This is a genomic window from Gordonia paraffinivorans (genome assembly GCF_900683595.1).
GTDB classification, from domain to species: Bacteria; Actinomycetota; Actinomycetes; order Mycobacteriales; family Mycobacteriaceae; genus Gordonia; species Gordonia paraffinivorans.
The window spans coordinates 641,821-666,721 of record NZ_CAACYD010000005.1; the positions used below are offsets into that span (position 1 = coordinate 641,821).

A 24,901-nucleotide genomic window follows, 5' to 3' on the forward strand; every position below is an offset into this window, starting at 1 on the left:
TCCATTTCCATCCGGTCCATCCGGTGATGTCCCCGATTGTCCCCCACCGCCCGATCCGGCCCGGATTCGCCCTGACCGCGCGGCGTGTGGTGGGTAAGGTCCGTGTGTGTCCACTCGACGGACTTTCCTCCGGACCTCGGCGGTGGTCACCGGAGCCGCGTTCGCGGCGCCGGTGGTCGTCGCCCACGCCACTCCCCCGACCTCGCAGGTGTTCGCCCACGGCGTCGCGTCGGGCGATCCGCTGCCCGACGCGGTGATCCTGTGGACGCGGATCACCCCGACGCCCGCGTCGACGCCCGGTTCGGGTGTCGGACAACCCTGTTCGGTGCGCTGGGAGATCGCGCGCGACCCCGGTTTCGCGAGTCTCGCCGCGTCCGGGACGGTGCAGACCTCCGCCGACCGGGACTTCACCGTGAAGGTCGACGCGACGGGGCTGAGCCCGCGGACCCGGTACCACTACCGCTTCACCGTCACCTCCGGCCCGGCGTCGGGCGTGACGTCGCCGGTCGGCGTCACCCGCACCGCGCCCGCCCCGGGCGACGACGTCGCGCGCGTCCGGTTCGGCGTCGTCTCGTGCGCGAACTGGGAGGCGGGGTATTTCTCGGCCTATCGGCACCTGAGCGCCCGACCGGATCTCGACGCCGTCGTCCACCTCGGGGACTACTACTACGAGTACGGGACCGGGGAGTACACCGGGAAGACCGGAGCGGTCCGCATCCACGCGCCGCGCCACAAGACCCGCACCCTCCGCGACTACCGGATCCGCCACGGGCAGTACAAGACCGATCCGAATCTGGCCGCACTGCACCGGTCGACCCCGTTCATCTGCACCTGGGACGACCACGAGTCGTCCAACGACGCGTGGCGCGGCGGCGCGGAGGACCACACGCCCGGCGACGGGTCCTGGCAGGCCCGGCGCGCGGCCGCGCTCCGCGCCTACTCCGAGTGGATGCCCATCCGCCCGGGTGTCGACGCGGCGGGCCGACATCTCTACCGCCGCCTGCGATTCGGGAATCTGCTCGAACTGTCGATGCTCGACCTGCGGTCCTACCGAGACCGGCAGGTGGGCATGTCCTCCCGACGCATCGACGATCCGTCCCGAACCATGCTCGGGCAGGCGCAGATGTCCTGGCTGACCAACGGGCTCACCTCGGCCCGGACGCGATGGAAGATCGTCGGCAACCCGGTGATGATCACGCCGGTGCTGATCCCGCCGCTCGACCCGAAGAGCACCGGCGCGGTCACCGAGTTGCTCGGCGTCCCTCGCGAGGGGATCCCCTACAACCCCGACCAGTGGGACGGGTACGCCGCCGACCGGCGCAGGCTCCTCGACGCGATCCGCGTCGGCGACGTCGACAACGTCGTGTTCGTCACCGGCGACATCCACTCGTCGTGGGCCTGTGACATCCCGGTCGACGTCGCGAACTACCCGGGAGCCGGCACCGTCGCCACCGAGCTGGTCGGCACGTCGGTGACGTCGAGCAACATCGACGAGATGCTCGGCGTGCCGCCGGGCACCGCCGGTCCGGCCCTGGCGACGGCCATCACCACGGCCAACCACCACATCAGGTACTGCGACCTCGACGCGCACGGGTACTCGGTGCTGACCGTGACCCCGTCGGCCGCCCAGATGGACTGGTACTTCCTGTACGACAAGACCGACCCGCGGTCGGGCCAGTACCACGCGCGGTCCTATCGCGTGCTGAGCGGGACCCAGCGGGTGCAGCCGGTGAGCAACCCGACCGGCTAGCCGCTCTGGTCCAGGATCGCCGACAGCTTGGCGTGGGTGTCCTCCCAGCCGTGCACGGCGATCGAGGTGATGCCCAACGCCTTGACCGGGTAGTCGTTGCCGCCCTCGTCGAGCCGGTCGCCGAAGAACAGGATGTCCGAGGTCTCCAGGCCAAGGATCTCCATGAGCTTGCGTGCGCCGTAGGCCTTGTCGATGCCCTTCTTGGTGACGTCGACCGACGTGGAGCCGCCGCTGCGCACCTCGAGGTCGGGCAGGCGCTCGGCCGCGTAGGCACGCAGCGCCTCCTTCTTGGAGCCGTCCGGGTCCCAGGCGGCCTTGGCGTCGACCGGCGCCTTCTGACCCAGCGCGCTGAAGGTGATCTGGCTGCCGCGGTCCTCGAGGATGTCGCCCCAGGTCTCCGACTCCCAGAGTCCAAGTTCCTTGGCGCCGGTCTCGAGGACGTCGAGGGTGCGCTTCTTCTCGTCGTCGGTGAGGTACTCGGCGTAGACGGTTTCCCAACCGTCGCCCGACCAGCGCACGTACTGGGTGCCGCAGGTGGGCATCAAGTGCAGGTTGCCGATGGAGTCGAAGGTGCCCAGACGCGCGAGCACCTGCTTGTCGAACTGGCCGAAGTTGCCGCCGGAGATGATGCAGCCGAGACTGACGTCGAGCATGCGGCGCAACAGCTCCACCATCGTGTCGTCGAGCGGGCTCTTCGACGGGGCGAGGGTGTCGTCGAGGTCGAACATCACCAGTCGGTAATCGTGGCCGTCATACGACACGGTCATCGTCGGTTCACTCCAATCAGCACCGGGTTGGGTCGGCGGTCGGCATTCCACCGCTTCTTCGTTGCACCGCCGTTCAGCATTGCACCGCCGTTCAGCATCCCATCGCCGCCTTCAGGTCCCGCACGAGGTCTCCCCGTTCCCCGACCGACACGTCGTCGAGGTCGAGCCAGGCGGCGAGATCTCGCAGGTCGGCGAGCAGACGCTGCGCGACGACGCCGCGATCGTGGGCGGGTTCGCAGAAGGCGGCGAGGACCAGGAGGGTGCGTGACCGGCGGTCGGCCTTGAGATCGACGCGCGCGACGAGGTCGGTGCCGAGCAGATACGGCAGGACGTAGTAGCCGTGGACCCGCTTGTGTTCGGGGACGTAGATCTCGATGCGGTAGTGGAAGTCGAAGAGCCGCTCGGTGCGCGGGCGGAAGAAGACGAGCGGGTCGAACGGCGACAGGATGGCCGAGGCGGTGATCTTCCGCGGGATCACGGCGCCGTCGGCCAGGTAGGCCGGCTCGTCCCACCCGTCGACGCGCACCTCGTGGAGCGTTCCGGCGTCGACGAGATCGGCGACCGCGGGCCGGGCGTCGGCGGGTTTGAGGCGGTAGTAGTCGGCGAGGTCGGCGACCGTGGCCACCCCGAGGGATCGCGCCGCCCGCTCGAGAAGCTGCCGGTGCGCCTCGTCGCGATCAGGCCTGCGCTCGAGGACGTCGGGCCCGAGGACACGCTCGGCCAGGTCGTAGTGGCGGACGAAATTCGCGTTGCGCACCGCCGACAGCTCACCGGCGGCGAACATCGCCTCGCAGACGTGTTTGACGTCGCTGCGATCCCACCAGTTGTTCGCGCCGCCGGCTCGACGTTCGATCCCCAGGTGTTCTTCGATGGCGCGCGGCGTCGCGGCGCCGATCGTCTCGATCACGCTCCGCACGTCCGCGGCGAGCGCGCGGTTGCGCTTCATGAACTCGCGCGTCGTCCGGTAGCGCCCGTCGGCGAATTCGTCCATGCGCCAACGGAACAGCGGCCAGTCGTCGACCGGGATGAGCGCCGCCTCGTGCGCCCAGTATTCGACGAGGAGCCGTTTCCCGCGGCCGGGGCGCCATGCCGCGCGGTGCAGGAGGTCGGGGTCGTAGGGGCCGAGGCGGCTGAACAGCGGCATGAAGTGGGCTCGCGCGACGATGTTCACCGAATCCATCTGCAGCAGGCCGGTCCGTCCGACGACCCGTTTCAGATGAGCCGTCGTCGGCGTGCCCGACGGCCGACCGTCGGCGAATCCCTGTGCCGCGAGCGCGATCCGCCGCGCCTGCGACGTCGTGATCCGCTCGCGTGCCATCAGCGGGTGTGATCGACGAACCGGTAGCGGATCCCGGTGGTGGACGTCTGCCACTCCCCTGCCTCGGCGACCGTCCACTCCGGTCCGATCCCGGGCGCGAACGCATCCGCCTCCTCGACGTCGACGTCGATCTCGGTGACGCAGAGCTCCGTCGCGTGTTCCATTGCCGCCCGGTAGATCTCACCGCCACCGATGACGCTGACGGAGTCGTCGTCCGCGAGGGCGAGCGCAGCGTCGACCGACCGGGCGACGAGTGCCCCCTCGGCGGACCAGTCGGGATTGCGCGTGACGACGATGTTGGTCCGGCCGGGCAGCGGGCGGAACCTCGGCGGCAACGAGTCCCACGTCTTGCGACCCATGATGACCGGGTGGCCGAGGGTCAGCTCCTTGAACCGCGCCAGGTCCTCGGGCACGCGCCACGGGATGGTGTTGTCCCGGCCGATCGCCGCGCCCTTCCCGGCGACATCGTTGCCCTGGGCCCAGACCAGCCGGACGTGCGTCGGCATGCCCGGGGATCCTGCGCTCACACCGCCACCGGCGCCTTGATGCCCGGATGCGACCGGTAGCCGACGATCTCGATGTCGTCGTACTCGTAGTCGAAGATCGAATCACGCTTGCGCAGTTCGAGTCTCGGATACGGATACGGGTCGCGCGAGAGCTGCAGCGTGACCTGTTCGACGTGGTTGTCGTAGATGTGGCAGTCGCCGCCGGTCCAGATGAACTCGCCTACCTCGAGGCCGGCCTGCTGGGCCATCATGTGCGTCAGCAGCGCGTACGACGCGATGTTGAACGGCACGCCGAGGAACAGGTCGGCGCTGCGCTGGTACAGCTGGCACGAGAGCTTGCCGTCGGCGACGTAGAACTGGAAGAACGCGTGGCACGGCGGGAGTGCCATCTGCGGGATCTCGCCGACGTTCCACGCCGAGACGATGTTGCGGCGCGAGTCCGGATCGGTCTTGAGCAATTCGAGCGCCGCGGAGATCTGGTCGATGTGCTCGCCCGACGGCGTCGGCCAGGAACGCCATTGCACGCCGTAGACCGGGCCGAGGTCGCCGTTCTCGTCGGCCCACTCGTCCCAGATGGTCACGCCGCGCTCCTGCAACCAGCGCACGTTCGAGTCGCCGCGCAGGAACCACAGGAGCTCGTAGATGATCGACTTGAGGTGCACCTTCTTGGTGGTGATCAGCGGGAACCCCTCGGCGAGGTCGTACCGCAGCTGATGCCCGAACAGGCTGCGGGTGCCGGTCCCGGTGCGATCCGCCTTCGGGGTGCCTCTCTCGAGCACGAGGCGCAGGAGATCCTCGTAGGGGGTCGGGATCTCGCCGGTCGATGAGATGTCGCGGATGGCCGTGCTCACGGTGCCAGTCTAGGCAAAGCGTTCGGGGGTACGCTCCTCCCGTGGCCACCCGCAGCACGACCCGCGCCAACCGCTACGCGAAGCGCCGCCGCAAGCGCGTCGCGTCCCGCGACAACGACCTCATCGACACCCAGTGGGCCGCCCTGCAGGACGCCTGGGGCGGGTGCGCGTACTGCGGCGCGACCGGCGTCCCCCTGCAACGCGACTGCATGCTGGCGATCTCCCGGGGCGGCCGCTACACCCTGGCCAACGTCGTGCCGTGCTGCGGGTCGTGCAATGCGAGCAAGTGCAACACCGAGGTCACCTCGTGGATGCGACGCAAGAAGCTCGACGAGAAGGCATTCTTGGTGCGTCAGTACGAGGTGAGCCGGGCACTCGCCGACGTCGAGTGACACGGCCGAATGGGTTCGGTCGAATCTGCACGGTCGAATCGGCACGGGCGAATCGGCGCGTGAGCACCGGCGATCAGACACCGCGAAGGGAGAACAGCTGAAGAGTTTCACCCCCGTCGACCGGAACGAGTGGCGGCCGGGTCCCCAGAGGCCCCTTCATGCGGCTGGTCAACTCGATCGTCGCCCGTAATGTGCGGAAGAAGGGGCAGCTGGGCGGCGGCGACGCTCTGGTCCTGCACACCGTCGGCGCGAAGACCGGCAAGGAGCGTTCCCATCCACTCGCCTGTTTCCCCGGCCCTGACGGCAGCCGGCTGATCGTCGCCTCCGCCAACGGCGCCGCGAAGAACCCCGGCTGGTACCACAACCTCCGGGCGAACCCGGAGAAGGCGCGCATCGACATCGCCGGCGAGACGATCGAGGTCCGCGCCGAGCAGCTCCACGGCGAGGAGCGTGCGCAGGCGTGGGCGGAGATCAGCAAGAACCCGCGCTTCGCCGCCTATCAGGAGAAGACCGATCGAGAGATCCCGATCATCAAGCTGACGCGACGCTGACCGGGGAGCGCTGGAACCCAGAGTTGTTCCGCGGAACGCTCACGCGGCCATGGCAACCGACGCCGCGGTCGCCTGGCGTTCCCGCCATTCCCAGACCGCGTAGATCACCTCGGTGGCGTACCCGAGTTCCAGACGGCCGCCACCCACCGGAACGGTGGCACCTGCGGCGAGCCGCCCGTCGGGTGTCCACCCACCCGGAGCCTTCGTCGCCGGGCTGACCTCGATCGCCGATCCGTCCGGCATGTGAAAAGAGAATCGTTGCCGCCCATGACCTCTGATCGCGAACTCGCCACGATGCAGCGCCCGGTGGCACGACCCGCACAACAGGATCAGGTTGTCCAGCTCGGTCTCGCCGTCGTGGGACCAGAACACCACGTGATGTGCATGCAGGTGCCGAGTCCGCCCACACCCCGGCGTCTGGCAGCACCGATCCCGCAAGAACAACGCCCGGATCATCGCCTTGCTCGGCGTCCGCTGCTTACGCCCCATCCCCAACAACGCACGCCTGCCCGGGGAGCCGGACACCTTCCGTGACAACACCTCCCGTACGGACGCTCCACACGACGCCTCCTCCAGATCGGCCTCGGTCAGCGCCGGACCGTCGTCCAGATGCGGGTTCTCGATCCCCTCACCGACGTGAACCAGGATCTCCGCACCCGGCGCGATGTCGGGCATGTCGATACCGTCGTGAACCGCATCCGCCATCGCCACCACCGCCGGCGCCAGATTCGACGGCACGTTGCGCCACAGATCCCGGCGGTTCCCGGGCGCGCCCTCCGAATCCGGAGCTCCCTCGACCGACGGACCGGCAACCGGAGTGTTCCGCGGAACACTCGCCGGCGTCGGCAGGTCCGGGTCTCCCATCGTGCGAGTGCGCTCGTACTCCGCTCGCACCGCACCCGCGAGGAACCGGGCCCCGTCCAACGGCGCCAACGTCAGCGAGACCGACAACGACCCATCCGGATTCCACTTCCAGCGACCTCGGGACTCCGCACGGGCCCGGCGATCCGGATCGGTGCCTCGATCCCGGTCGATCTGTCGCATCGCCCGCACCGCCCGCTCCAGCTGCGACGCCGTGCACGCCAATGCGAGGTTCACCAGCTCCTTCTCCCGCAGCGGGGTCGCCACCCTGGTGAGTGCCCGGACCTTCGAATACGTCAGCCGCCCTTCACCGAAGACCTGACGGACCAGTGGAAGTTCCCGCAGCGCCTTGGCGACGCGGATCTGCTCGTGCGCGGTCCGCTGCGAGACCCCCGCCTTCCACGACAACCAGTGCGCCAGCGAGTGAATACCCGGACCCCGCCACGAATCCCGCTCGTCCAGTTCCGCCACGAGTCCCAGGAACTCCGCGGTCAACGCGGTGATCTGCGCGGCATGACCGAGCACCCGCTCCTCGAGAACCGCATCGGACAAGGATGCCGGGTCGGCGCCGTCGAACATCGACGACATGCCCTCGGAAATCAGCGCGCTCACGGACATTCCACCCCCGGGTAATCGATTCGAACGTATATACGAATCGTAGGGATAGGGTCTGACACAACTACTCACGAGCAGGTGAGGAGCGACGACGCTCGTCGATCAGTGTTCCGCGGAACACTGACGACCGATCTGGGCTACCCCATCAACTGCGCCGCAACGGTGGCGCCGAGCTCCCAGCACTTCTCGCGGTCGTCCTTGATGGGCTTCTCCGAGACGACCACGTACTCGGCGGATTTCACCCAGCCGAGCCCGGTGGTGATCGCGGTGAGCGCCTTCTCGGCGCCCTCGGTCCCCTGGTTGCCGTGGAAGTAGGCTCCGAACGGGCGCCCCTTCGTCGAGTCGAGGATCTGGTAGTACGCGCAGTCGAAGGCGTGTTTCAATGCGCCGCTGATATATCCGAGGTTGGCCGGGGTGCCGAGGAGGTAACCGTCGGCCTCGAGGAAGTCGGTGGCGGTGACCTCCAGTGCCGCCTTGCGCACCACCTCGACACCCTCGATCTCCGGGTCGGTCGCGCCGGCGACAACTGCCTCGAACATCTCCTGGCAGTGCGGCGAGGGCGTGTGGTGCACGATCAGCAGGCGGCTCACCGTTACTTCTCCCGCCCGTGGAACTGTGCGACCGCGCGCTTCATCATCGCCCGGGCGCGCGGGCGGTCACCGGCGTAGTCGTAGGCGCGCGCGATGCGATAGGTGTTGCGCCAGTCGGTCGGATCGGCCTCCCACTCGGCCTTCACCTGTGCGAACAACTCGTCGGCCGCGTCCCGTTCCAGACGTCCCGACGGACGGTGCGGCAACTGCGAGACGTCGAGTTCGCGTCCCTCTTCCCGCATGATCGCGGCGAGCTTCTGGTGTTCGATGCCCGCGCGCAGCGTCGCATAGCTCAGCCACCCACCGATGAGCGGGAGCACGATGACACCGATGCCCAGGCCGATGCCGGTGGGCGTCCCGGCCAGGATGAGCTGGAAGCCGCGCCAGCCGAGGAGCACGAAATAGACGATCAGCGCGACGACGAGGAACCCGATCATCCAGACGATCGGGCGCGGGTCCTTCTTCTTCGGGCCCAGCTGCGGCGCCCCGCCCTCCGTGTCACCGGCATGGGTGCCGCCGTCGTGCGTCCCGCCGTCGGGAGTGCCGCCGTCGGGAGTGCCGTCTACAGGCTGATCGTCGGTCATGGGATCAGAGATCCATCAGTTCTTCGAGTCCGACGGTCAGTCCCGGCCGCTCACCGATCTGCCGCACGCCCAGGAGCACGCCCGGCGCGAACGACGAGCGATCCAGCGAGTCGTGGCGGATCGTGAGGGTCTCACCGGCGGTGCCGAGGAGCACCTCCTGGTGGGCGACGAGACCGGCGAGGCGCACCGAGTGGACGTGGACGCCGTCGACGACCGCACCGCGTGCGCCGTCGAGTTCGGACGTGGTCGCGTCGGGGCTCGGTCCGACACCGGCCTCGGCTCGGGCGCGCCCGATCAGCTCGGCGGTGCGGTAGGCGGTGCCCGACGGGGCGTCGGCCTTCTGCGGGTGGTGCAGCTCGACGACCTCGACCGAGTCGTAGTACTTGGCGGCCTGGGCGGCGAAGCGCATCGACAGCACGGCGCCGATCGCGAAGTTCGGGGCGATGAGCACGCCGACCGCCGGGTTCTGGGCCAGCCAGCCGCGCACGGTCTCCAGGCGCTCCTCGGTGAAGCCGGTGGTTCCGACCACCGCATGAATTCCGTTGGAGATGAGGAACTCCAGATTGTCCATCACCACGTCGGGATGGGTGAAGTCGACGACGACCTGGGTCCCGGTGTCGGTGAAGTACTCGAGCGAATCCCCCTTGTCGACGCCCACCGTGTAGGTGAGGTCGTCGGCCTCCTCGACCGCCTTGACGATCGCCTGACCGACCTTGCCCTGACTGCCCAGGACGCCGACCTTGATTCCGCTCATGTCCACCTCTTCGTCGTGACGCGTTGCGCACCCAGTCTAGTGGCGCGCACACCGGCCACCGACCGGCACCGGCGGGCGGAACCGCCTCGTTGCGCTGCTAATAGATCGGCGCATCGCCGCGTCGATGCTCGAAGACGAGCGACGTGGTGGTGCCGGCGACCTCGGGGCGGGAGTTGAGGCGTTCGACGAACTGCCGCAGCGCCTCGGTGTCGGCGGTGGCGACGTGCAGCATGTAGTCGTCGGCCCCGGCGAGGAAGAACACGTCGATCACCTCGTCGTAGGCCGCGATCTCGCCGACAAACCGCCGGATCCGGCCGCGGGCGTCGGCCTGCAGACTCACCGCGACCATCGCGCGCAACGGACGCCCGACCGCCACCGGGTCGACGTCGGCGAAGAATCCGCGGATCACGCCGAGGTCGACGAGTCTGCGCATGCGCCCGTGACAGGTCGACGGGGCGATCCCGACGCGCTGCGCCAGCTCGCTGTTGGGGATGCGGGCGTCGGCCTGCAGGAGTTTGAGGATCTCGCGATCCGTGTCGTCGAGATCAGTGGGCCGAACATCCTTCGGCGTGGCTGGCACAGCGACCTCCTCGATGGAACGATCTTCGCGATACCGCCAGCGTAGAGAGTATTCGTCACTCTCATTGTGAGGTTTCCGATGTTCCTTCACCCTGGACCCAGATAACCGGAACAAGCTTCAGCAACGAGGCCAACCGTCAGCAGTACGCCACACGACGGGAGCACACCATGCGCGTCGGCATCCCCACCGAGATCAAGAACAACGAGTACCGCGTCGCCATCACCCCGGCCGGCGTGACCGAACTGCACCGTCGCGGCCACGAGGTGATCATCCAGGCCGGCGCCGGCGAGGGCTCGGCCATCTCCGACAACGACTACAAGGCCGCCGGCGCCCAGATCCTCGGCACCGCCGCCGAGGTCTGGGAACAGGCCGAGCTGCTGCTGAAGGTGAAGGAGCCGATCGCGGCGGAGTTCGACCTGATGCACGAGGGTCAGACGGTCTTCACCTACCTCCACCTCGCTGCGGGCAAGGACTGCACCGAGGCGCTGCTGCGGTCGGGCACGACGTCCATCGCCTACGAACTCGTCCGCACCGCCGACGGCGCACTCCCCCTCCTCGCGCCGATGTCGGAGGTCGCCGGCCGCCTCGCTCCCCAGGTCGGCGCCTACCACCTGATGCGCTCGGCCGGTGGTCGCGGCGTGCTGATGGGCGGGGTGCCCGGCACCGAGCCCGCCGAGGTCGTCGTCATCGGCGGCGGCGTCAGCGGCGTGAACGCCGCGACGATCGCGGTGGGCATGGGCGCGCAGGTCACCGTCTTCGACCTCGACATCGCCAAGCTCCGCGCCGTCGACGCGCGGTTCGGCGGCCGCGTCCACACCCGCTACAGCACATCGCTCGCGCTCGACGAGGCGATCCGCAGGGCCGACCTCGTGATCGGCGCGGTCCTCGTGCCGGGGGCGAAGGCACCGGTGCTCGTCCCCAACGGCCTTGTGGCCGAGATGAAGCCGGGCTCGGTGCTCGTCGACATCGCGATCGACCAGGGCGGCTGCTTCGAGGACTCCCGACCCACCACGCACGACGACCCGACGTTCACCGTGCACCACAGCACCTTCTACTGCGTGGCGAACATGCCCGGCACCGTCGCACGCACGTCCACCCAGGCGCTCACCGGCGCGACACTGCCCTACGTGCTGCGACTGGCCGACGCCGGCTGGGAGTCCGCGTGCGCCGCCGACCCCGCGCTCGCCGCCGGACTGAGCACCCACCGCGGCGAGCTGTTCACCGCGGAGGTCGGAGCCGCGCTCGATCTACCGGTCTCCGAGAACCCGTTCCCCCACAACTGATCTAGAACTCGATGCGGCTGGTGCCGCGCTGCTTGCCGCGCCAGCCGTATCGGCGTTCGACGATCTCGCCGTGGCCGTCGTGACCGATGCGCAGGATCGTCGACGCCCGGGTTCCGTAGCCGGGGATGTCGATGAACTTCGCCGACAGCGCGGACTCGAGGTCCGCCCCGACACCCGTGTCCGGGAGCCGCTCGGCGGGTGCGCGGTCGTGGTCGGCGAGCATCGCGAAGTAGTCCTCGTCGGAGGCATCCGCGGCGATCAGATCCCGTAGTGCGGCGACGCCGTCGACGACCTTCGGCCAGTCGTTGTCGAGGGACCCGTTGGACACCCCGTGCACCCCGTCGGACACCCGCTCGGCGTGCGGCTGCGGCCGGTTGGTCACCCAGTACAGGTCGTCGGTGTCGCCGACGAGCAGGTTCACCGGGTCGTAGTCGGCGGCCTCGTCGACGACGCGCTCGGCGAACGCCTTGGGCGCCTCGACGGAGGTCAGGTAGTCCACCGGCAGCTGTCCGCGCGACCGGACGCCCACGCGCTGCGGCGGGCCGACGCGCACGTTGGTCACCATCGCCACGCGACCGGGGACCTCGGCCGACACCCCCATCCAGGTGCCGCCGGCCTGCGCGTCGCGACCGGCGATGATCGGCAGGTCCTTCCACCGCGACAGCGCGTAGGTGCGTCGGCGGCGGTATTCGTCGCGGTTGGCCGCGACGATCAGCCGGTGGTCGGGATGCGCGTTCCACGCGAACAGGATCAGGCACATGGGGTCATCGATTCACCTGGTACTGGCTCATGTTCGCCATTCTCCGCTGCACCCCGGCGATCTCGCGCACCGCCTGCCCCACCAGGCTCCGGTCCAGCGGCGACAGTCGCTTCATCTCGACGACGTCGGTCGGCGCCTCGCCGCGATCGAACCGGGCGACCTGGTAGCGCAGGCGCATGCGCTGCAGGACGTCGAAGACCTCCAGCAACGTGGTCGCGTCGTCGTCGGACAGCATCGGGCTCCCCGACGCCGCTCTCAGCCGGGCACGGGTGTTCACCTCGGTGCTGTCGACGCTGAGTGCCGCCCATCGCGCGATGTTGACCAGCGGGGTCAGTGCGTGCGACTTCAGATCGAAGGTCCCGGCGCGCCCGGTCAGCACGTCCCGCACCGTGCGGAGTCGGGCCCGGGTCGCCAGCGACTCCTCGAGGAGCAGCCGCATCGTGCGCGGGTCTGCCCGCAGCGCGGCGATCATCTCGTCCCCGGGTACGTGCTCGGTTCCTGCGGTGCGCAACGCCCTCCCGTCCAGGATCAGCGACGTGAAGATCATCCCCTTGTTCTCCAACGGCTCGTCGACCCACCCGCGGATGGCGGTCCGCCACGCCGAACGGCTGCGGGAGAACAGGGTCTTCGACGCCACCGCGCCGTTGGCGTCGACGGCGATCCCGGCACCGCGCAGCACCTCGTCGAGCTCCGCGAACGCTTCCCGGTATGCGGTGTGCGAGGCGGGGTCCAGCGCGTCGTCGAAGACCACCGCGGAGTCGACGTCGGAGCTGAGCACCGGTTCGCGACGAGCGTTGCTGCCCAACGACAACCACGTGTACGACGCCGGGTCCACGCCGGGACGCGAGTCGACGACGAGCGCGAGGCCACGCTGCACGACGGCGTCGACGATGAGGGAGGTGACGCGGGTGACCTCGTGGGCGGGCCGGTCCCGCCGCACCAGATCGGCGACGAGCTGCGGGATGCGCCGCGCATGCGACTGCAGTTCGGCGACACTGCGCGACCGCGAGATCTGTTCGCGCAGCGGCATGCTCGCGCCCGCTGGATCGGCGACGAAGTCCCCCGCCCCGATCACGCCGAGAACCCGCCCCGTCTCGTCGCACACCGGGATCACCCGCAGGCCGCGGTCGAGGAGTTCGGTCAGGGCGTCCACCGTCGAGGTCCGATGGTCGATGACGAGGGCCGGGCCGTCGACGATCTCGCCGACCGGGGTGTCGGCACCGCGTCCCGCGGCGACGACCCGCGCCCGGATGTCGGCGTCGGTGACCAGTCCGTGGCGCCCCTCGGCAAGCGGGATGACGACGTAGTCCTGGCCGCGCTCGGTCATCAGGGCCGCGGCCTGGCGCACCGTCATCTCGGCGCGGCCGATCACCGGCGCCGTCCGCAACAGGTCCGCGACCGTCCGGGACGCGGGCGTACCCGACGCGTCGCGCCGGTGCGCGACCGTCAGCTGGTCTTCCGGACCGTTCATCCCTGCAGATCTTAGAGGCGAGGCGACCGGTCCTTGCGCGGGCAGAGAGAACGGGGCCCGTCGTCCGTGATGGACGACGGGCCCCGTCGGTTGTCTTCACCGATCAGCGGATCGGCTGCGCCGATCAGGCGTCGGCGGCAGCCGCCTCGCTCTTCTCGGCCTTGTCGGCGTCGTCGACCGGGACGAGGCTGATCTTGCCGCGCTCGTCGATGTCGGCGATCTCCACGCGGAGCTTGGAGCCGACGTTCACGACGTCCTCCACCTTGTTCACGCGCTTGCCCTTGCCGAGCTTGGAGATGTGGACCAGGCCGTCGCGACCCGGCAGCAGCGAGACGAACGCGCCGAACGCGGTGGTCTTGACGACCGTGCCGAGGAACCGCTCGCCGACCTTCGGCAGCTGCGGGTTGGCGATGGCGTTGATCTTGTCGATCGCGGCCTGCGCCGACTCGCCGTCCGAGGCGCCGACGAACACGGTGCCGTCGTCCTCGATGGAGATGTTGGCGCCGGTCTCCTCGGTGATGCCGTTGATCGTCTTGCCCTTGGGGCCGATCAGCTCGCCGATCTTGTCCATCGGGATCTTGATGGTGGTGATCCGCGGAGCGTAGGGGCTCATCTCGTCGGGCTCGTCGATGGCCTCGGCCATGACGTCGAGGATGGTCAGCCGGGCATCCTTGGCCTGGCTGAGCGCACCCGCGAGCACCTGCGACGGGATGCCGTCGAGCTTGGTGTCGAGCTGCAGGGCGGTCACGAAGTCCTTGGTGCCGGCGACCTTGAAGTCCATGTCGCCGAAGGCGTCCTCGGCACCGAGGATGTCGGTCAGCGCCACGTAGCGGGTCTCGCCGTCGACGGTGTCGGACACCAGGCCCATCGCGATGCCGGCGACCGGGGCGCGCAGCGGCACACCGGCGTTGAGCAGCGACAGGGTCGACGCGCAGACCGAGCCCATCGAGGTCGAGCCGTTGGAGCCCAGGGCCTCCGAGACCTGACGGATGGCGTACGGGAACTCGTCGACGCTCGGCAGCACCGGCACGAGGGCACGCTCGGCGAGCGCGCCGTGGCCGATCTCGCGACGCTTCGGCGAACCGACGCGGCCGGTCTCACCGGTCGAGTACGGCGGGAAGTTGTAGTGGTGCATGTAGCGCTTGCTCGTCTCCGGGCCGAGGGAGTCGATCTGCTGCGCCATCTTGATCATGTCCAGCGTGGTGATGCCCAGGATCTGGGTCTCGCCGCGCTCGAACAGTGCGCTGCCGTGGGCACGCGGGACCACCGAGACCTCGGCCGACAGCGCACGGATGTCGGTGATGCCGCGGCCGTCGATGCGGAAGTGGTCGGTGAGGATGCGCTGGCGGACGAGCTTCTTGGTCAGCGCGCGGTAGGCGCCGCCGATCTCCTTCTCGCGGCCCTCGAACTTGTCGGCGAGCTGCTCGAGGATGTCGGCCTTGAGCTCGTCGGTCTTGTCGTCGCGCTCCTGCTTGCCGGCGATGGTCAGGATCTCCGACAGGCGCTCGGTCGCGGCGGCGGCGACGGCCTCGTAGACGTCGTCCTGGTAGGCCGGGTACAGCGGGAACTCGCCGGTCTCCTTGGCCGCGGCGGCGGCCAGCGACTTCTGTGCCTCGCAGAGGCGGGCGATGAACGGCTTGGCGGCCTCGAGGCCCTCGGCGACGATGGCCTCGGTCGGCGCCTGCGCGCCGCCGGCGATGAGGTCGATGACGTTCTCGGTGGCCTCGGCCTCGACCATCATGATCGCGACGTCGGCGTTGTCGCCCTCACCGCTGACGATGCGGCCGGCGACGACCATGTCGAACACGGCGCCCTCGAGCTGCTCGACGGTCGGGAACGCGACCCACTGGCCGGCCTTGTTCTCCTCGGTCGGGATGAGCGCGACGCGCACGCCGCCGACCGGACCCGAGAACGGCAGGCCTGCGAGCTGGGTCGACGCCGAGGCGGCGTTGATGGCCAGCACGTCGTACAGGTCGTTCGGGTTGAGCGACAGCACGGTCACGACGACCTGGATCTCGTTGCGGAGGCCGTCGACGAAGGACGGGCGCAGCGGACGGTCGATGAGGCGGCAGGTGAGGATCGCGTCGGTCGACGGGCGACCCTCGCGGCGGAAGAACGAGCCGGGGATGCGGCCGGCGGCGTACATCCGCTCCTCGACGTCCACGGTCAGCGGGAAGAAGTCGAACTGCTCCTTCGGGTGCTTGCTGGCGGTGGTGGTCGACAGCAGCATGTTCTCGTCGTCGAGGTATGCGGTGACCGAGCCCGCCGCCTGCAGGGCCAGGCGTCCGGTCTCGAACCGGATCGTGCGGGTGCCGAAGCTGCCGTTGTCGATGATCGCCGTCGCCTCGGTGATGGCGTCGTCGAAGTCCTCGGCGAAGTCTTCGGAGGTGTTCACATCTGTCATGTGGGGTGGAATCCCTTCGTAGCGGCTGCCGTGCGGGCGGCCGTTGTTCATATGCGGCCCATGCGGACATGGCCGCGTGTGCGGTTGCGGGTGGTCTTCGCGAGGTGCGCGGATACGACGCCAGTCGAGGCGGTGCCCCAACCGGCCCTTTGCCGTGGTACGAGCGCACGCGCGGATCGAGACCGACCCGGAACGCGCCGAGAAATGCACGGCAGCGGGTGAATGGCGCGACGTGTTCGCGCCGGGTGAGTGCTCAGACGGCCTTCGATCGAAGCGGCCGGAACCTTCGGGGTTCCGGCGGCCACTACCGAGGACCGATCTGGCTCGTCGTCACGCGCTGCCTTGGAGTTCACGGCAACGATCCACTCGTCAGCCTATCATCGCGCGCCGTCAATACCTCAAAACAAGCGAACCGGCCACCTCCCGCGTCGGGAGATGGCCGGTTCGAGGTTCGCGTGTCGCGAGGAGATCAGCGACGCAGACCGAGGCGCTCGATGAGCGAACGGTAGCGGTTGATGTCCTTCTTGGCGACGTACTTGAGCAGGCGGCGACGACGACCGACTAGCAGCAGCAGGCCGCGACGGCTGTGGTGGTCGTGCTTGTGCTGCTTCAGGTGCTCGGTGAGGTCGACGATGCGCTTGGTCAGCAGGGCGACCTGGGCCTCCGGCGAGCCGGTGTCGGTCTCGTGCAGACCGTACTCGGCGAGGATTTCCTTCTTCTGCTCGGCAGTCAATGCCATGGAGATGCTCCTGATTCTCAGTGCCGCGTTCGAAAAGACTCCCGGTGTGCCGCCGCGGACCGCAGCAACACCGACTGATCAGGCTACCTGCCGCAGTGCGCCCGACCCAAATCCGGCCCGGTGCGCCGGCCGGCCGAACCCGGTCAGGCGGGGACCAGAACCCCCACGTCCAGCGCACCGCGTCCGAGCCACCACCAGACGAGCGCCACGGCGAGGACGCCCACGACCGCGCCGGCCGCGATGGCGACGGCGAGCCACCGCTGTGCGACGGCGTCCCGCGCGCCGAGGGAGACGCCGACGAGGCCGATCACGACCGACGTCAACGCCGCCGCGAGCAGGACGAAGATCCCGACCACGGGATCTCCGAGGTCGCCGGCCGCCGAGGTCGCCCCCAGACTCCCGAGCGGAAGCGTGAGTCCCACCGGACGCACGGGAATCGCACCGGCGATCACCACCGCCGCGACACCCGCACCGGTCACCAGCGTGAACCCGGGGCGAGGGCTGCTGCCCTGCCGCACCACCGCGTACAGGGCGGCCAGCCCGCCGACGATGATCAGCAGCCCGAGCGCGGTGGTGAACCAGCCGAGGGTCAGCTGCAGCCCGGTCAGCTCGGCGTAGCGGCGGTTGACGAAACCGAAGCCGTTCGCGTCGATCCCGTGCCCGGCGTGCACCCAGTGCATGAAGCTCGCCGCGATGACGATGAACCCCATCAGGACGCAGGCCAGGGCTCCGGCGCGCGCGGTGACCTGTCCCCCGCCCGATGCGGCGGGGCTCACCTCTCCGGCGCTCACTTCTCCGCCGCCGCGAGGATCTCCCGGGTCTTGGCCACGTCGTCGTGCATGGCCTCGACGAGCGCGTCGATGCCGTCGAACTGCACCATGCCGCGGATGCGGTGCACGAAGTCGACGGCGACGTGCTGGCCGTAGAGGTCGGCGTTCTTGTCGAGCACGAAGGCCTCGACGGTGCGGGTGCGCCCGGAGAAGGTCGGGTTGGTGCCGACCGACACCGCGGCCTGGTACCGCTGCCCCGGCTCGACCTCGCCGACGGCCGGTCCGGCCCCGAGGATCGTGAACCAGGCGGCGTACACGCCGTCGGCGGGGATGGCGGCGTACATCGGCGGCGCGACGTTGGCGGTCGGGAAACCGAGGTCGCGGCCGCGGCCGTCACCGCGCACCACGACGCCCTCGACCCGGTGGGGCCGTCCGAGCGCCTCCGCGGCGAGATCCATGTCGCCGGCGGCGACGCACGAGCGGATGTAGGTCGACGAGTAGGTCACGGCATGCTCGCCGAACAGCGAGACCGCCTGCACCTCGAAGCCGAACCGCGCACCGAGTTCGGTGAGCTTGCCGACGTCGCCGGCCGCCTTGCGACCGAACGTGAAGTTGTCGCCCACCACGACGTCGGCGGCGTGCAGCTGCTCGACGAGGATGTCGTGGGCGAACTCCTGCGGCGAGAGCTTCGCGAGTTCGGGCGTGAAGGGCATGACGCAGAAGACGTCGATCCCGAGTTCCTCGGCCAGCTCCGCACGCCGGGTCAGCGTGGTCAGTTGCGGCGGATGCGTTCCCGGCCGCACGACCTCCGACGGGTGCGGATCGAAGGTCATCAGCACCGAGGGGACGCCGTACTTCTCGGCGGCCGCCGTCGCGGCGCGGATCAGTTCGGCATGCCCCCGGTGCACACCGTCGAAGACACCGATGGTCACCACACATCGTCCCCAGTCCGCGGGGATGTCATCCAGACCTCGCCATCGCAACACGCGACCAGACTACGGGCAGCGCCGATCCCGAACCACCACCGGCACACGCCAGAACACGACGAAGGTGACGCTAAGCTCTATCCATGCCATGGCGATCAGACCGTCCGGTGACCGAGCTGTCACAGGTCACCCAGGACTATCTGAAGGTCATCTGGACCAGCCAGGAGTGGGAGGACGTCAAGGTCACCACCAAGCTGCTGGCCCAGTCCCTCGGCGTATCGGCGTCGACGGCATCCGAGGCCATCCGCAAGCTCGCCGACCAGGGCCTGGTCTCCCATGAGCCGTACGGGGCGGTGACACTCACCGACGACGGACGGCAGGCCGCGATCCTCATGGTCCGGCGCCATCGGCTCCTCGAGACCTTCCTCGTCCGCGAACTCGGCTATCGGTGGGACGAGGTGCACGACGAGGCGGAGATCCTCGAGCACGCGGTCTCCGACCGTTTCCTGGCGCGTCTCGACGCCAAACTGGGCTTCCCCGACCGGGATCCGCACGGTGACCCCATCCCCGCTCTCGACGGTACGATCCCCACCCCCGACGCGGCGCTGCTCTCCGAGCTCGAGGTCGGGGCGTCGGGCTGCATCGCCCGCATCTCCGACACCGACCCGGAGATGCTGCGCTACTTCGACGAGGTGGGCGTCGCCCTCGACCGCGTCGTGACGGTCGCCGAGAAGCGCCCGTTCGCCGGCACCATCTCGGTCTCGCTCGACGACTCCGCGCCGATCGACCTCGGCGACATCGCCGCCCGTGCGATCTTCGTCGTGCCCAGCGACGCCGCGCCGCGGGACTGAGCCGTCATCGCTCAGCCCAGCGCCGTCATCGCTCAGCGCAGCGCCGTCATCACTCAGCGCAGCGTCGCCGGCCGCACCACCATCACCGAACTGGCGCGCTTGCCCTTTTCCTGCACCAGCGCGATCGCCCGCTCGTGCGGGTCGACGACGACGTAGATGCCCTTCATCCCGATCGGGGTGAGCCAGCGTCCCTGGCTGATGGATTCGGCCTCGTCGTCGCTGATGTCGCGGCGCGGGAACGAGATCTTGGCCGCCTCGTCGATGCCGAGGCTGAGCTCGCCATCCTCGCGCACCTCGTCGAGGGTGCGCGCGTGCTCGAGCGTGAAGGGGCCGACGGCGGTGCGTCGCAGCGCGTTGAGGTGGCCGCCGACGCCGAGGGCCGCACCCAGGTCGCGGGCCAGCGAGCGGATGTAGGTCCCGGACGAACAATCCACCGCCACATCGAGATCCACGAACTCCCCCTCGCGGCGGGTGTCGAGCACGTCGAACCGCGACACCGTCACCGGGCGCGGTTTCAGGTCGAACTCGGCGCCGGTGCGGGCGAGGGCGTGGGCGCGTCGGCCGTCGACCTTGATCGCGGAGACCTTCGCCGGGACCTGTTCGATGTCGCCGGTGAGCGCGGCGACGCCGTCGGCGATCTGCTCGTCGGTGACGCCGGAGGCGTCCGCGGTGGTCAGGGTCTCCCCTTCCCGGTCGTCGGTGGTCGTGGAGGCGCCGAGCCGGATGGTCGCCGTATAGGACTTGGTGGTCAGCGACAACAGGCCGAGAAGTTTTGTGGCCCTTTCGATCCCGATGACGAGCACGCCGGTGGCCATCGGGTCGAGGGTGCCGGCGTGACCCACCCGGCGGGTGTTGAAGATCTTCCGGCAGCGGGAGACGACGTCGTGGCTGGTGATCCCGGCGTCCTTGTCGACGATGAGCAGGCCGGCCTTCTCGATGGATTCGTCCGCCATGTCAGACCACCGCGATCGAGGTGACGATGAGGTCGCACTCGACGAGCCAGCGACCGCGGAACTCGAGCACCGGCGTCCCGCCGTCGGATGCCTTGGGGTCGATGAGGATCCGCGAGGTGAAGGTCCCGGCGGCGGGCGCGGTCTGCTCGAACGTGATGTGGGCGTCCTCGAACCCCAGCCAGCGCCGGGTGATCGGGAACCACGCCTTGTAGGTGGCCTCCTTGGCGCAGAACAGCAGCCGGTCCCAGTGCAACCCGGCCGGCCGGGTCGCGAGCACGTCGCGCTCCTCGGGCAGGCTGGTGTGCTCGAGCACGCCGTCGGGCAGGGTGTCGTGGGGTTCGGCGTCGATGCCGAGGGACCGCACCCCCATCGCGTGGGCGACGACGGCGGCCCGGTAGCCGTCGCAGTGCGTGAGGCTGCCGACGACACCCGCCGGCCACGTCGGTTCCCCCTTCTCCCCCTTGAGGATCGGGACGGGGTCGAAGCCGATTCGCGCGAGGGCCTCGCGCGCACAATGGCGCACCGTGACGAACTCGCGGCGCCGCTTCTCCACCGCTCGCCCGATCAGGGCCTGTTCGGCCGGCAACGGCTGCAGACCCGGCGGATCGTCGAACGCCTCCGCCGAGGCGACCCCGGGCGGGAGGAGTTTCTCGATCACATCTGGTCCTTTCGTCGTTCGGTCTCGCGTCGTTTCCGCTCGGCCAGTCGCTGCTCCACCCGCTCGCGGAACTCCGCGGCGCGCTCGGCGTAGTCCGGCGGCAGCTCGAACCGGACGCCGTGTTCGGGAAGATCTTTCTCGCCGAGGCCGTCCCCCGGCACGATGCTGCGCATCAGGGGCTTCGGCAGTCCGCGGCGCTTCCACTCGCGCGGATAGCCGACCGAGACCTCCTCGAAGCGGACGCCGTCGTACCAGGTGGTCCGCGGGATGTGCAGGTGCCCGTACACGCAGCACTCCGCGTTGAACTCGGTGTGCCAGTCGGCGGTCAGCTCGCTGCCGCACCACAGCGCGAACTCCGGGTAGATGAGCGCATCGCACGGTTCCCGGCGCAGCGGCCAGTGGTTGATCAGGACCTTCTTCTCGGCGGGGTCGAGCGCCTCGAGACGACGCCGCGTGAGCTCGATGCGGGCCCGTCCCCAGACGTCGCGCGTCGGGTAGGGCTCCGGCGACAGCAGGAACTCGTCGGTCGCCACCACGTTCCGGTCCCGCGCGAGCGCGAGTGCGGTGAGCTTGTCGAAGGTCCCCGCGGGACGGAAGGTGTAGTCGTAGAGCAGGAACATCGGTACGACGCGAACCGGGTCGCGGCCGTCGCCCGGATCGAACAGCGGGTAGATGTCCTCCGGTGTCACCACGCCGATGTCGCGGCAGGCCTGGACCAGGTAGTCGTAGCGGGCCACCCCGAACAGCTGCAGCGGGTCCTTGGCCGTCGTGTACAGCTCGTGATTGCCCGGGACCCAGATCACCGTGCGGAAGCGGGTGCGCAGGCGCCGCAGGGTGTCGATGATGTCGTCGGTGCGTTCGGCGACGTCCCCGGCCACGATGAGCCAGTCGTCCGACGACGTCGGCCGGATCTGGTCGATGATGTGCTCGTTGCCCCGATGGGCGACGTGCAGATCGCTGATCGCCCACAAAGTTGCCACGAGGATCCATCGTGCCAGAGGCGGCAGAACACTTCCGTCGGGGGCCGTCGGTGACGCTGCGGGCCGGGTGGGCCGGCAGCCGGATCACATCAGAACAGATCGGATCGGACGCGATCGGACCCGGTCACTTCCGTTCCGCGCCCGCCTGCCGCCACCGCCCGGAGCGGATCCGCCAGACCACGGTCGCCAGCCGGACGAGCATGAAGACGACGAGACCCGACCACACGCCGGCCAGCCCCCAGTCGAAGACGAGCGACAGCCAGATCAGCGGCAGGAAGCCGACGAGCGCTCCGGTGAGCGTCGCCGTCCTCAGGAACGCCGCGTCGCCGCTGCCGAGCAACACGCCGTCGAGCGCGAACACCACCCCCGCGATCGGCAGCATGCCGACGAAGAACCACCACGGCACCCCGATGGCGTCGAGCACGGCGTCGTCGGAGGTGAAGATCCGCGGGATGAGGCCGGCGCCGGCGGCGAAGATCGCGCCCATCGCGGTGGCGGCGACGAGCGACACCCCGGTGACCCGCCGTGCGACGGTGTCGGCGACCCGCAGGCGTCCGCCGCCGAGTGCCGCGCCGACGAGGGCCTGCGCGGCGATGGCCAGGGAGTCGAGGAACAGCGCCATGAACTCCCAGAGCTGCAGGACCAGCTGGTGTGCGGCCACCTGCGCGACGCCGAAGCGCGCGGCGACCGCGGCCGCGGAGACGAAGCAGATCTGGAACGACAGGCTGCGCACGACGAGATCGCGCGCCATGGTCAGCTGGGCGACGATGATCGAGCGATCGGGCGCATACCCCTTCGACTCCGCGGACGCCTCCCGGATCACCCGGACCGCGAACAAGGTCCCGGTGACGCCCTGGCCGACGACGTTCGCGACCGCGCTGCCGGGCAGGCCGAGTCGCGGGAACGGACCGAGACCGTGGACCAACCCGACGACCAGGACCGCGGCGACCGACAGACCGACGACCACGTAGATCACCGGCCGTCTGGTGTCCTGCACGCCGCGCATCCAGCCGTTGCCCGCCATGGACAGCAGGATCAGCGGGACCCCGAACATCGCGATCCGCAACCACTGCGCCGCGTCGGCCGCGACCACCGCGGAGTCCTCCGACGCCGCTCCCACGAGCACCCGCATGATCGCGGGCGCCGACGGATAGGCGATCGCCACCAGCAGCGCGCCGACGGCCATCGCGATCCAACTGGCCTGCACGCCCTCCTCGACCGCGCCCGCCCGGTCCCCCGCGCCGAAGCGACGGGCCGACCGGGCGGTGGTGCCGTAGGACAGGAAGGTCAGCTGCGTGCTGATGACCGACAGCACGAGGGTGCCGACACCGAGCGCCGCCAGTTCGCGACCGCCGAGGCGGCCGACGACGGCGAGGTCGAGGAGCAGATAGAGCGGCGGGGCGATGAGCACCGCCAGCGCCGAGACCGTGAGGGTCGCGATCCGCCGGACCCCGGCATCGTCTGTCAGAGCGACTCCAGCAGTCGCGCCACCACTTCCTCGGCGGTGCCGGTGTCGCTGTACCCGGATGCCTGACGATGCCCGCCGCCGCCGTGGGCGCGGGCGATCGGGACCAGGTCGACGGCGTCCTTGCTGCGCAGCGACACCGTCCACATCCCGGGTTGGTTCTCCTTGAACACCGCCGCGACCTCGGCGTCGCGGGCGGTCCGGATCGTGTCGACGACGCTCTCCAATTCCTCCCAGCTCATGCCGGCGAGGGCCTTCTGGTCGACGATCGCGTAGACGAGTCCCGCACCGTTGCAGGCCGACGGCACCAGCTTCGCCGAGGCGAGCACCCCCGACATCATCGAGAACCACTCGAACGGGTGCGAGTCGAAGAGGACGCGACTCCACCTGCGCGAGTCGACGCCGGTCTCGAGCAGGCGCGCCGCGATCCGGAACGAGTCCGGCCGGGCCCACCGGAACGAGCCGGTATCGGTGGTCAGACCCGCGTAGACGCAGGTGGCGATCTCGGCGTCGAGTTCGACGCCGAGCGCGTCGAGCACCTCGAGGACCAGCACCGCCGTGCAGTCGGCCGACGGGTCCACGAGATCGATGTCCCCGAAGCCGGGGTTCGACGCGTGGTGGTCGATCGCGATCGACGTCTCGGCGCCGGTGAAGACCTCGCCGAGTTCGTCGAGCCGCCCGAGATTCGCCGCGTCGACGGCCACCACGACCGGATGCCCGGCGAGGCGGCCCGGCTCACGCAGCAGCCCCGCGCCGGGAAGACCCGCGAGCGACTCGGGCAGCTTCTCGGGTCCCGGATAGGCGACCTCGACGTCGACGCCGCGACGCTCGAGGGCCAGACCGAGCGCGAGACCGCTGCCGATGGTGTCCGCGTCGGGGCGGACGTGGCAGCAGATCGTCACCGCCGGCGCGGTCGCCAGCGTCGCGGCGATCGCTGCACTCGCCGAACCGCTCACTCGTCCGTGCCGCCGTCTGCGGAGTCGTCCGAGTCGTCGGTGGGGTCGTCGCCGGTGGGGTCGTCGTCGGTGGGGTCGTCGTCGGTGGAGCGGTAGGGGTCGGGGTCGCCGGCCGGCTTCGCCTGGGCCGCCTGACGGGCGACCATCTCGTCCCTCGCGCGGGCGCGCGCGACGAGTTCTTCCATCTGGCGGGCCGCGTCCGGGACGGTGTCGAGGACGAAACGCAGGGTCGGGGTGAACCGGACGCCGGTGCCGGCGCCGACCTTGGAACGCAGGACGCCGGTGGCCTTGGCCAGGCCGGCGGCCGCCGCCTCGTAGTCGGGTTCCTCGTCGAGCGAGGCGCCCATGACGGTGTAGTAGATCGTGGCGTCGTGGAGATCGTTGGTCACCCGGGTGTCGGTGACCGTCACGTAGGCCAGGCGCGGATCCTTGATCTCGCTCGCGATCGCCGAGGCGACGATCGTGGAGATCCGCTTGGCCAGGCGCTGGGCCCGTGCTGGATCAGCCATCGGGAGTCCTTCCGTAGCGGGGACGTGTGCGCCGGCCCGGGTCCAGGTTCTGGACCG

The 24,901-nt window shown here is 69.6% G+C and carries 26 protein-coding genes; 5 read left to right on the top strand and 21 right to left on the bottom strand.

Annotated features, from left to right (window positions below; all coding sequences use genetic code 11):
* The first annotated feature begins 106 nt into the window (after nt 1–106).
* Entirely contained in the window at nt 107–1,750 is a 1,644-nt protein-coding gene (locus tag E1P53_RS05075) for an alkaline phosphatase D family protein (RefSeq protein ID WP_131733637.1), read from the top strand.
* Here E1P53_RS05075 and E1P53_RS05080 read toward each other — a convergent pair.
* The 4 genes from E1P53_RS05080 to E1P53_RS05095 form a co-directional block, all read right to left on the bottom strand.
* Entirely contained in the window at nt 1,747–2,517 is a 771-nt protein-coding gene (locus E1P53_RS05080) for an HAD-IIB family hydrolase (RefSeq protein WP_006899212.1), read from the bottom strand. The two genes, E1P53_RS05075 and E1P53_RS05080, sit on opposite strands and share 4 nt — an antisense overlap.
* A 91-nt stretch (nt 2,518–2,608) precedes the next feature.
* Nucleotides 2,609–3,835, bottom strand: a complete 1,227-nt coding sequence (locus tag E1P53_RS05085) for a winged helix-turn-helix domain-containing protein (protein ID WP_006899213.1) — start codon at nt 3,833–3,835, stop codon at nt 2,609–2,611.
* Nucleotides 3,835–4,341 (bottom strand): dihydrofolate reductase, encoded by a 507-nt coding sequence (locus E1P53_RS05090; protein WP_040526378.1) that lies wholly within the window; start codon nt 4,339–4,341, stop codon nt 3,835–3,837. The genes E1P53_RS05085 and E1P53_RS05090 overlap by 1 nt, the downstream gene beginning before the upstream one ends.
* Nucleotides 4,342–4,358: 17 nt before the next feature.
* Entirely contained in the window at nt 4,359–5,192 is an 834-nt protein-coding gene (locus E1P53_RS05095) for a thymidylate synthase (protein ID WP_006899215.1), read from the bottom strand.
* 41 nt (nt 5,193–5,233) lie between these two features.
* On the opposite strand from E1P53_RS05095, the gene E1P53_RS05100 reads away from it, so the two are divergent.
* Complete coding sequence (locus E1P53_RS05100; protein ID WP_131733638.1) at nt 5,234–5,584, top strand: HNH endonuclease; 351 nt, start codon at nt 5,234–5,236, stop codon at nt 5,582–5,584.
* Nucleotides 5,585–5,742: 158 nt separating this feature from the next.
* Nucleotides 5,743–6,135 (top strand): nitroreductase/quinone reductase family protein, encoded by a 393-nt coding sequence (locus E1P53_RS05105; protein ID WP_131733639.1) that lies wholly within the window; start codon nt 5,743–5,745, stop codon nt 6,133–6,135.
* Nucleotides 6,136–6,174: 39 nt separating this feature from the next.
* Here the strand turns inward: E1P53_RS05105 and E1P53_RS05110 are convergent, their stop codons facing one another.
* The 5 genes from E1P53_RS05110 to E1P53_RS05130 form a co-directional block, all read right to left on the bottom strand.
* Nucleotides 6,175–7,614 carry an HNH endonuclease gene (locus tag E1P53_RS05110; RefSeq protein ID WP_006899218.1) on the bottom strand — a complete coding sequence of 480 codons (1,440 nt, stop codon included), beginning with the start codon at nt 7,612–7,614 and terminating at the stop codon, nt 6,175–6,177.
* 134 nt (nt 7,615–7,748) lie between these two features.
* Nucleotides 7,749–8,201 (bottom strand): flavodoxin family protein, encoded by a 453-nt coding sequence (locus E1P53_RS05115; protein WP_006899219.1) that lies wholly within the window; start codon nt 8,199–8,201, stop codon nt 7,749–7,751.
* A gap of 2 nt (nt 8,202–8,203) precedes the next feature.
* A complete protein-coding gene (locus tag E1P53_RS05120; RefSeq protein WP_131733640.1) occupies nt 8,204–8,785 on the bottom strand; it encodes a hypothetical protein in 582 nt (193 codons plus the stop codon).
* Between the two features lie 4 nt (nt 8,786–8,789).
* The gene (gene dapB, locus E1P53_RS05125; RefSeq protein WP_006899221.1) at nt 8,790–9,539 is read right to left on the bottom strand and encodes a 4-hydroxy-tetrahydrodipicolinate reductase; all 750 of its coding nucleotides are present in this window, start codon (nt 9,537–9,539) and stop codon (nt 8,790–8,792) included.
* A 97-nt stretch (nt 9,540–9,636) separates the two neighbouring features.
* Entirely contained in the window at nt 9,637–10,119 is a 483-nt protein-coding gene (locus E1P53_RS05130; protein ID WP_131733641.1) for an Lrp/AsnC family transcriptional regulator, read from the bottom strand.
* 167 nt (nt 10,120–10,286) lie between these two features.
* On the opposite strand from E1P53_RS05130, the gene ald reads away from it, so the two are divergent.
* Nucleotides 10,287–11,402 carry an alanine dehydrogenase gene (gene ald / locus E1P53_RS05135; RefSeq protein WP_006899223.1) on the top strand — a complete coding sequence of 372 codons (1,116 nt, stop codon included), beginning with the start codon at nt 10,287–10,289 and terminating at the stop codon, nt 11,400–11,402.
* Between the two features lies 1 nt (nt 11,403).
* Here ald and E1P53_RS05140 read toward each other — a convergent pair whose 3' ends face one another.
* From E1P53_RS05140 to E1P53_RS05165, 6 genes are all read right to left on the bottom strand, one after another.
* Nucleotides 11,404–12,162 carry an NRDE family protein gene (locus tag E1P53_RS05140; RefSeq protein WP_131733642.1) on the bottom strand — a complete coding sequence of 253 codons (759 nt, stop codon included), beginning with the start codon at nt 12,160–12,162 and terminating at the stop codon, nt 11,404–11,406.
* 4 nt (nt 12,163–12,166) lie between these two features.
* Nucleotides 12,167–13,633 carry a putative nucleotidyltransferase substrate binding domain-containing protein gene (locus tag E1P53_RS05145; protein ID WP_131733643.1) on the bottom strand — a complete coding sequence of 489 codons (1,467 nt, stop codon included), beginning with the start codon at nt 13,631–13,633 and terminating at the stop codon, nt 12,167–12,169.
* Between the two features lie 124 nt (nt 13,634–13,757).
* Nucleotides 13,758–16,037 carry a polyribonucleotide nucleotidyltransferase gene (locus E1P53_RS05150; RefSeq protein WP_040526379.1) on the bottom strand — a complete coding sequence of 760 codons (2,280 nt, stop codon included), beginning with the start codon at nt 16,035–16,037 and terminating at the stop codon, nt 13,758–13,760.
* 469 nt (nt 16,038–16,506) lie between these two features.
* Nucleotides 16,507–16,776 carry a 30S ribosomal protein S15 gene (gene rpsO, locus E1P53_RS05155; RefSeq protein ID WP_006899227.1) on the bottom strand — a complete coding sequence of 90 codons (270 nt, stop codon included), beginning with the start codon at nt 16,774–16,776 and terminating at the stop codon, nt 16,507–16,509.
* Nucleotides 16,777–16,919: 143 nt separating this feature from the next.
* Nucleotides 16,920–17,567: a hypothetical protein gene (locus E1P53_RS05160; protein ID WP_157211645.1), complete on the bottom strand. Its 648-nt coding sequence runs from the start codon at nt 17,565–17,567 to the stop codon at nt 16,920–16,922.
* On the bottom strand, nt 17,564–18,532 hold the full coding sequence (locus E1P53_RS05165) for a bifunctional riboflavin kinase/FAD synthetase (protein ID WP_083900189.1): 969 nt from the start codon (nt 18,530–18,532) through the stop codon (nt 17,564–17,566). The genes E1P53_RS05160 and E1P53_RS05165 overlap by 4 nt, the downstream gene beginning before the upstream one ends.
* A gap of 83 nt (nt 18,533–18,615) precedes the next feature.
* Between E1P53_RS05165 and E1P53_RS05170 the strand changes: the two genes are divergently transcribed.
* Nucleotides 18,616–19,323: a metal-dependent transcriptional regulator gene (locus E1P53_RS05170; RefSeq protein ID WP_006899230.1), complete on the top strand. Its 708-nt coding sequence runs from the start codon at nt 18,616–18,618 to the stop codon at nt 19,321–19,323.
* Between the two features lie 53 nt (nt 19,324–19,376).
* Here E1P53_RS05170 and truB read toward each other — a convergent pair whose 3' ends face one another.
* From truB to rbfA, 6 genes are all read right to left on the bottom strand, one after another.
* Nucleotides 19,377–20,276: a tRNA pseudouridine(55) synthase TruB gene (gene truB, locus E1P53_RS05175; RefSeq protein WP_006899231.1), complete on the bottom strand. Its 900-nt coding sequence runs from the start codon at nt 20,274–20,276 to the stop codon at nt 19,377–19,379.
* Between the two features lies 1 nt (nt 20,277).
* A complete protein-coding gene (locus tag E1P53_RS05180; protein WP_109237759.1) occupies nt 20,278–20,934 on the bottom strand; it encodes a 4'-phosphopantetheinyl transferase family protein in 657 nt (218 codons plus the stop codon).
* On the bottom strand, nt 20,931–21,914 hold the full coding sequence (locus E1P53_RS05185; RefSeq protein WP_006899233.1) for a metallophosphoesterase family protein: 984 nt from the start codon (nt 21,912–21,914) through the stop codon (nt 20,931–20,933). Before E1P53_RS05185 ends, E1P53_RS05180 begins: the two co-directional genes overlap by 4 nt.
* Before the next feature lie 124 nt (nt 21,915–22,038).
* Entirely contained in the window at nt 22,039–23,325 is a 1,287-nt protein-coding gene (locus E1P53_RS05190) for an MATE family efflux transporter (RefSeq protein WP_306302383.1), read from the bottom strand.
* Nucleotides 23,326–23,378: 53 nt separating this feature from the next.
* The gene (locus tag E1P53_RS05195) at nt 23,379–24,335 is read right to left on the bottom strand and encodes a DHH family phosphoesterase (RefSeq protein ID WP_131733644.1); all 957 of its coding nucleotides are present in this window, start codon (nt 24,333–24,335) and stop codon (nt 23,379–23,381) included.
* Nucleotides 24,332–24,844: a 30S ribosome-binding factor RbfA gene (gene rbfA, locus E1P53_RS05200; RefSeq protein WP_006899236.1), complete on the bottom strand. Its 513-nt coding sequence runs from the start codon at nt 24,842–24,844 to the stop codon at nt 24,332–24,334. Before rbfA ends, E1P53_RS05195 begins: the two co-directional genes overlap by 4 nt.
* Nucleotides 24,845–24,901: the final 57 nt, after the last annotated feature.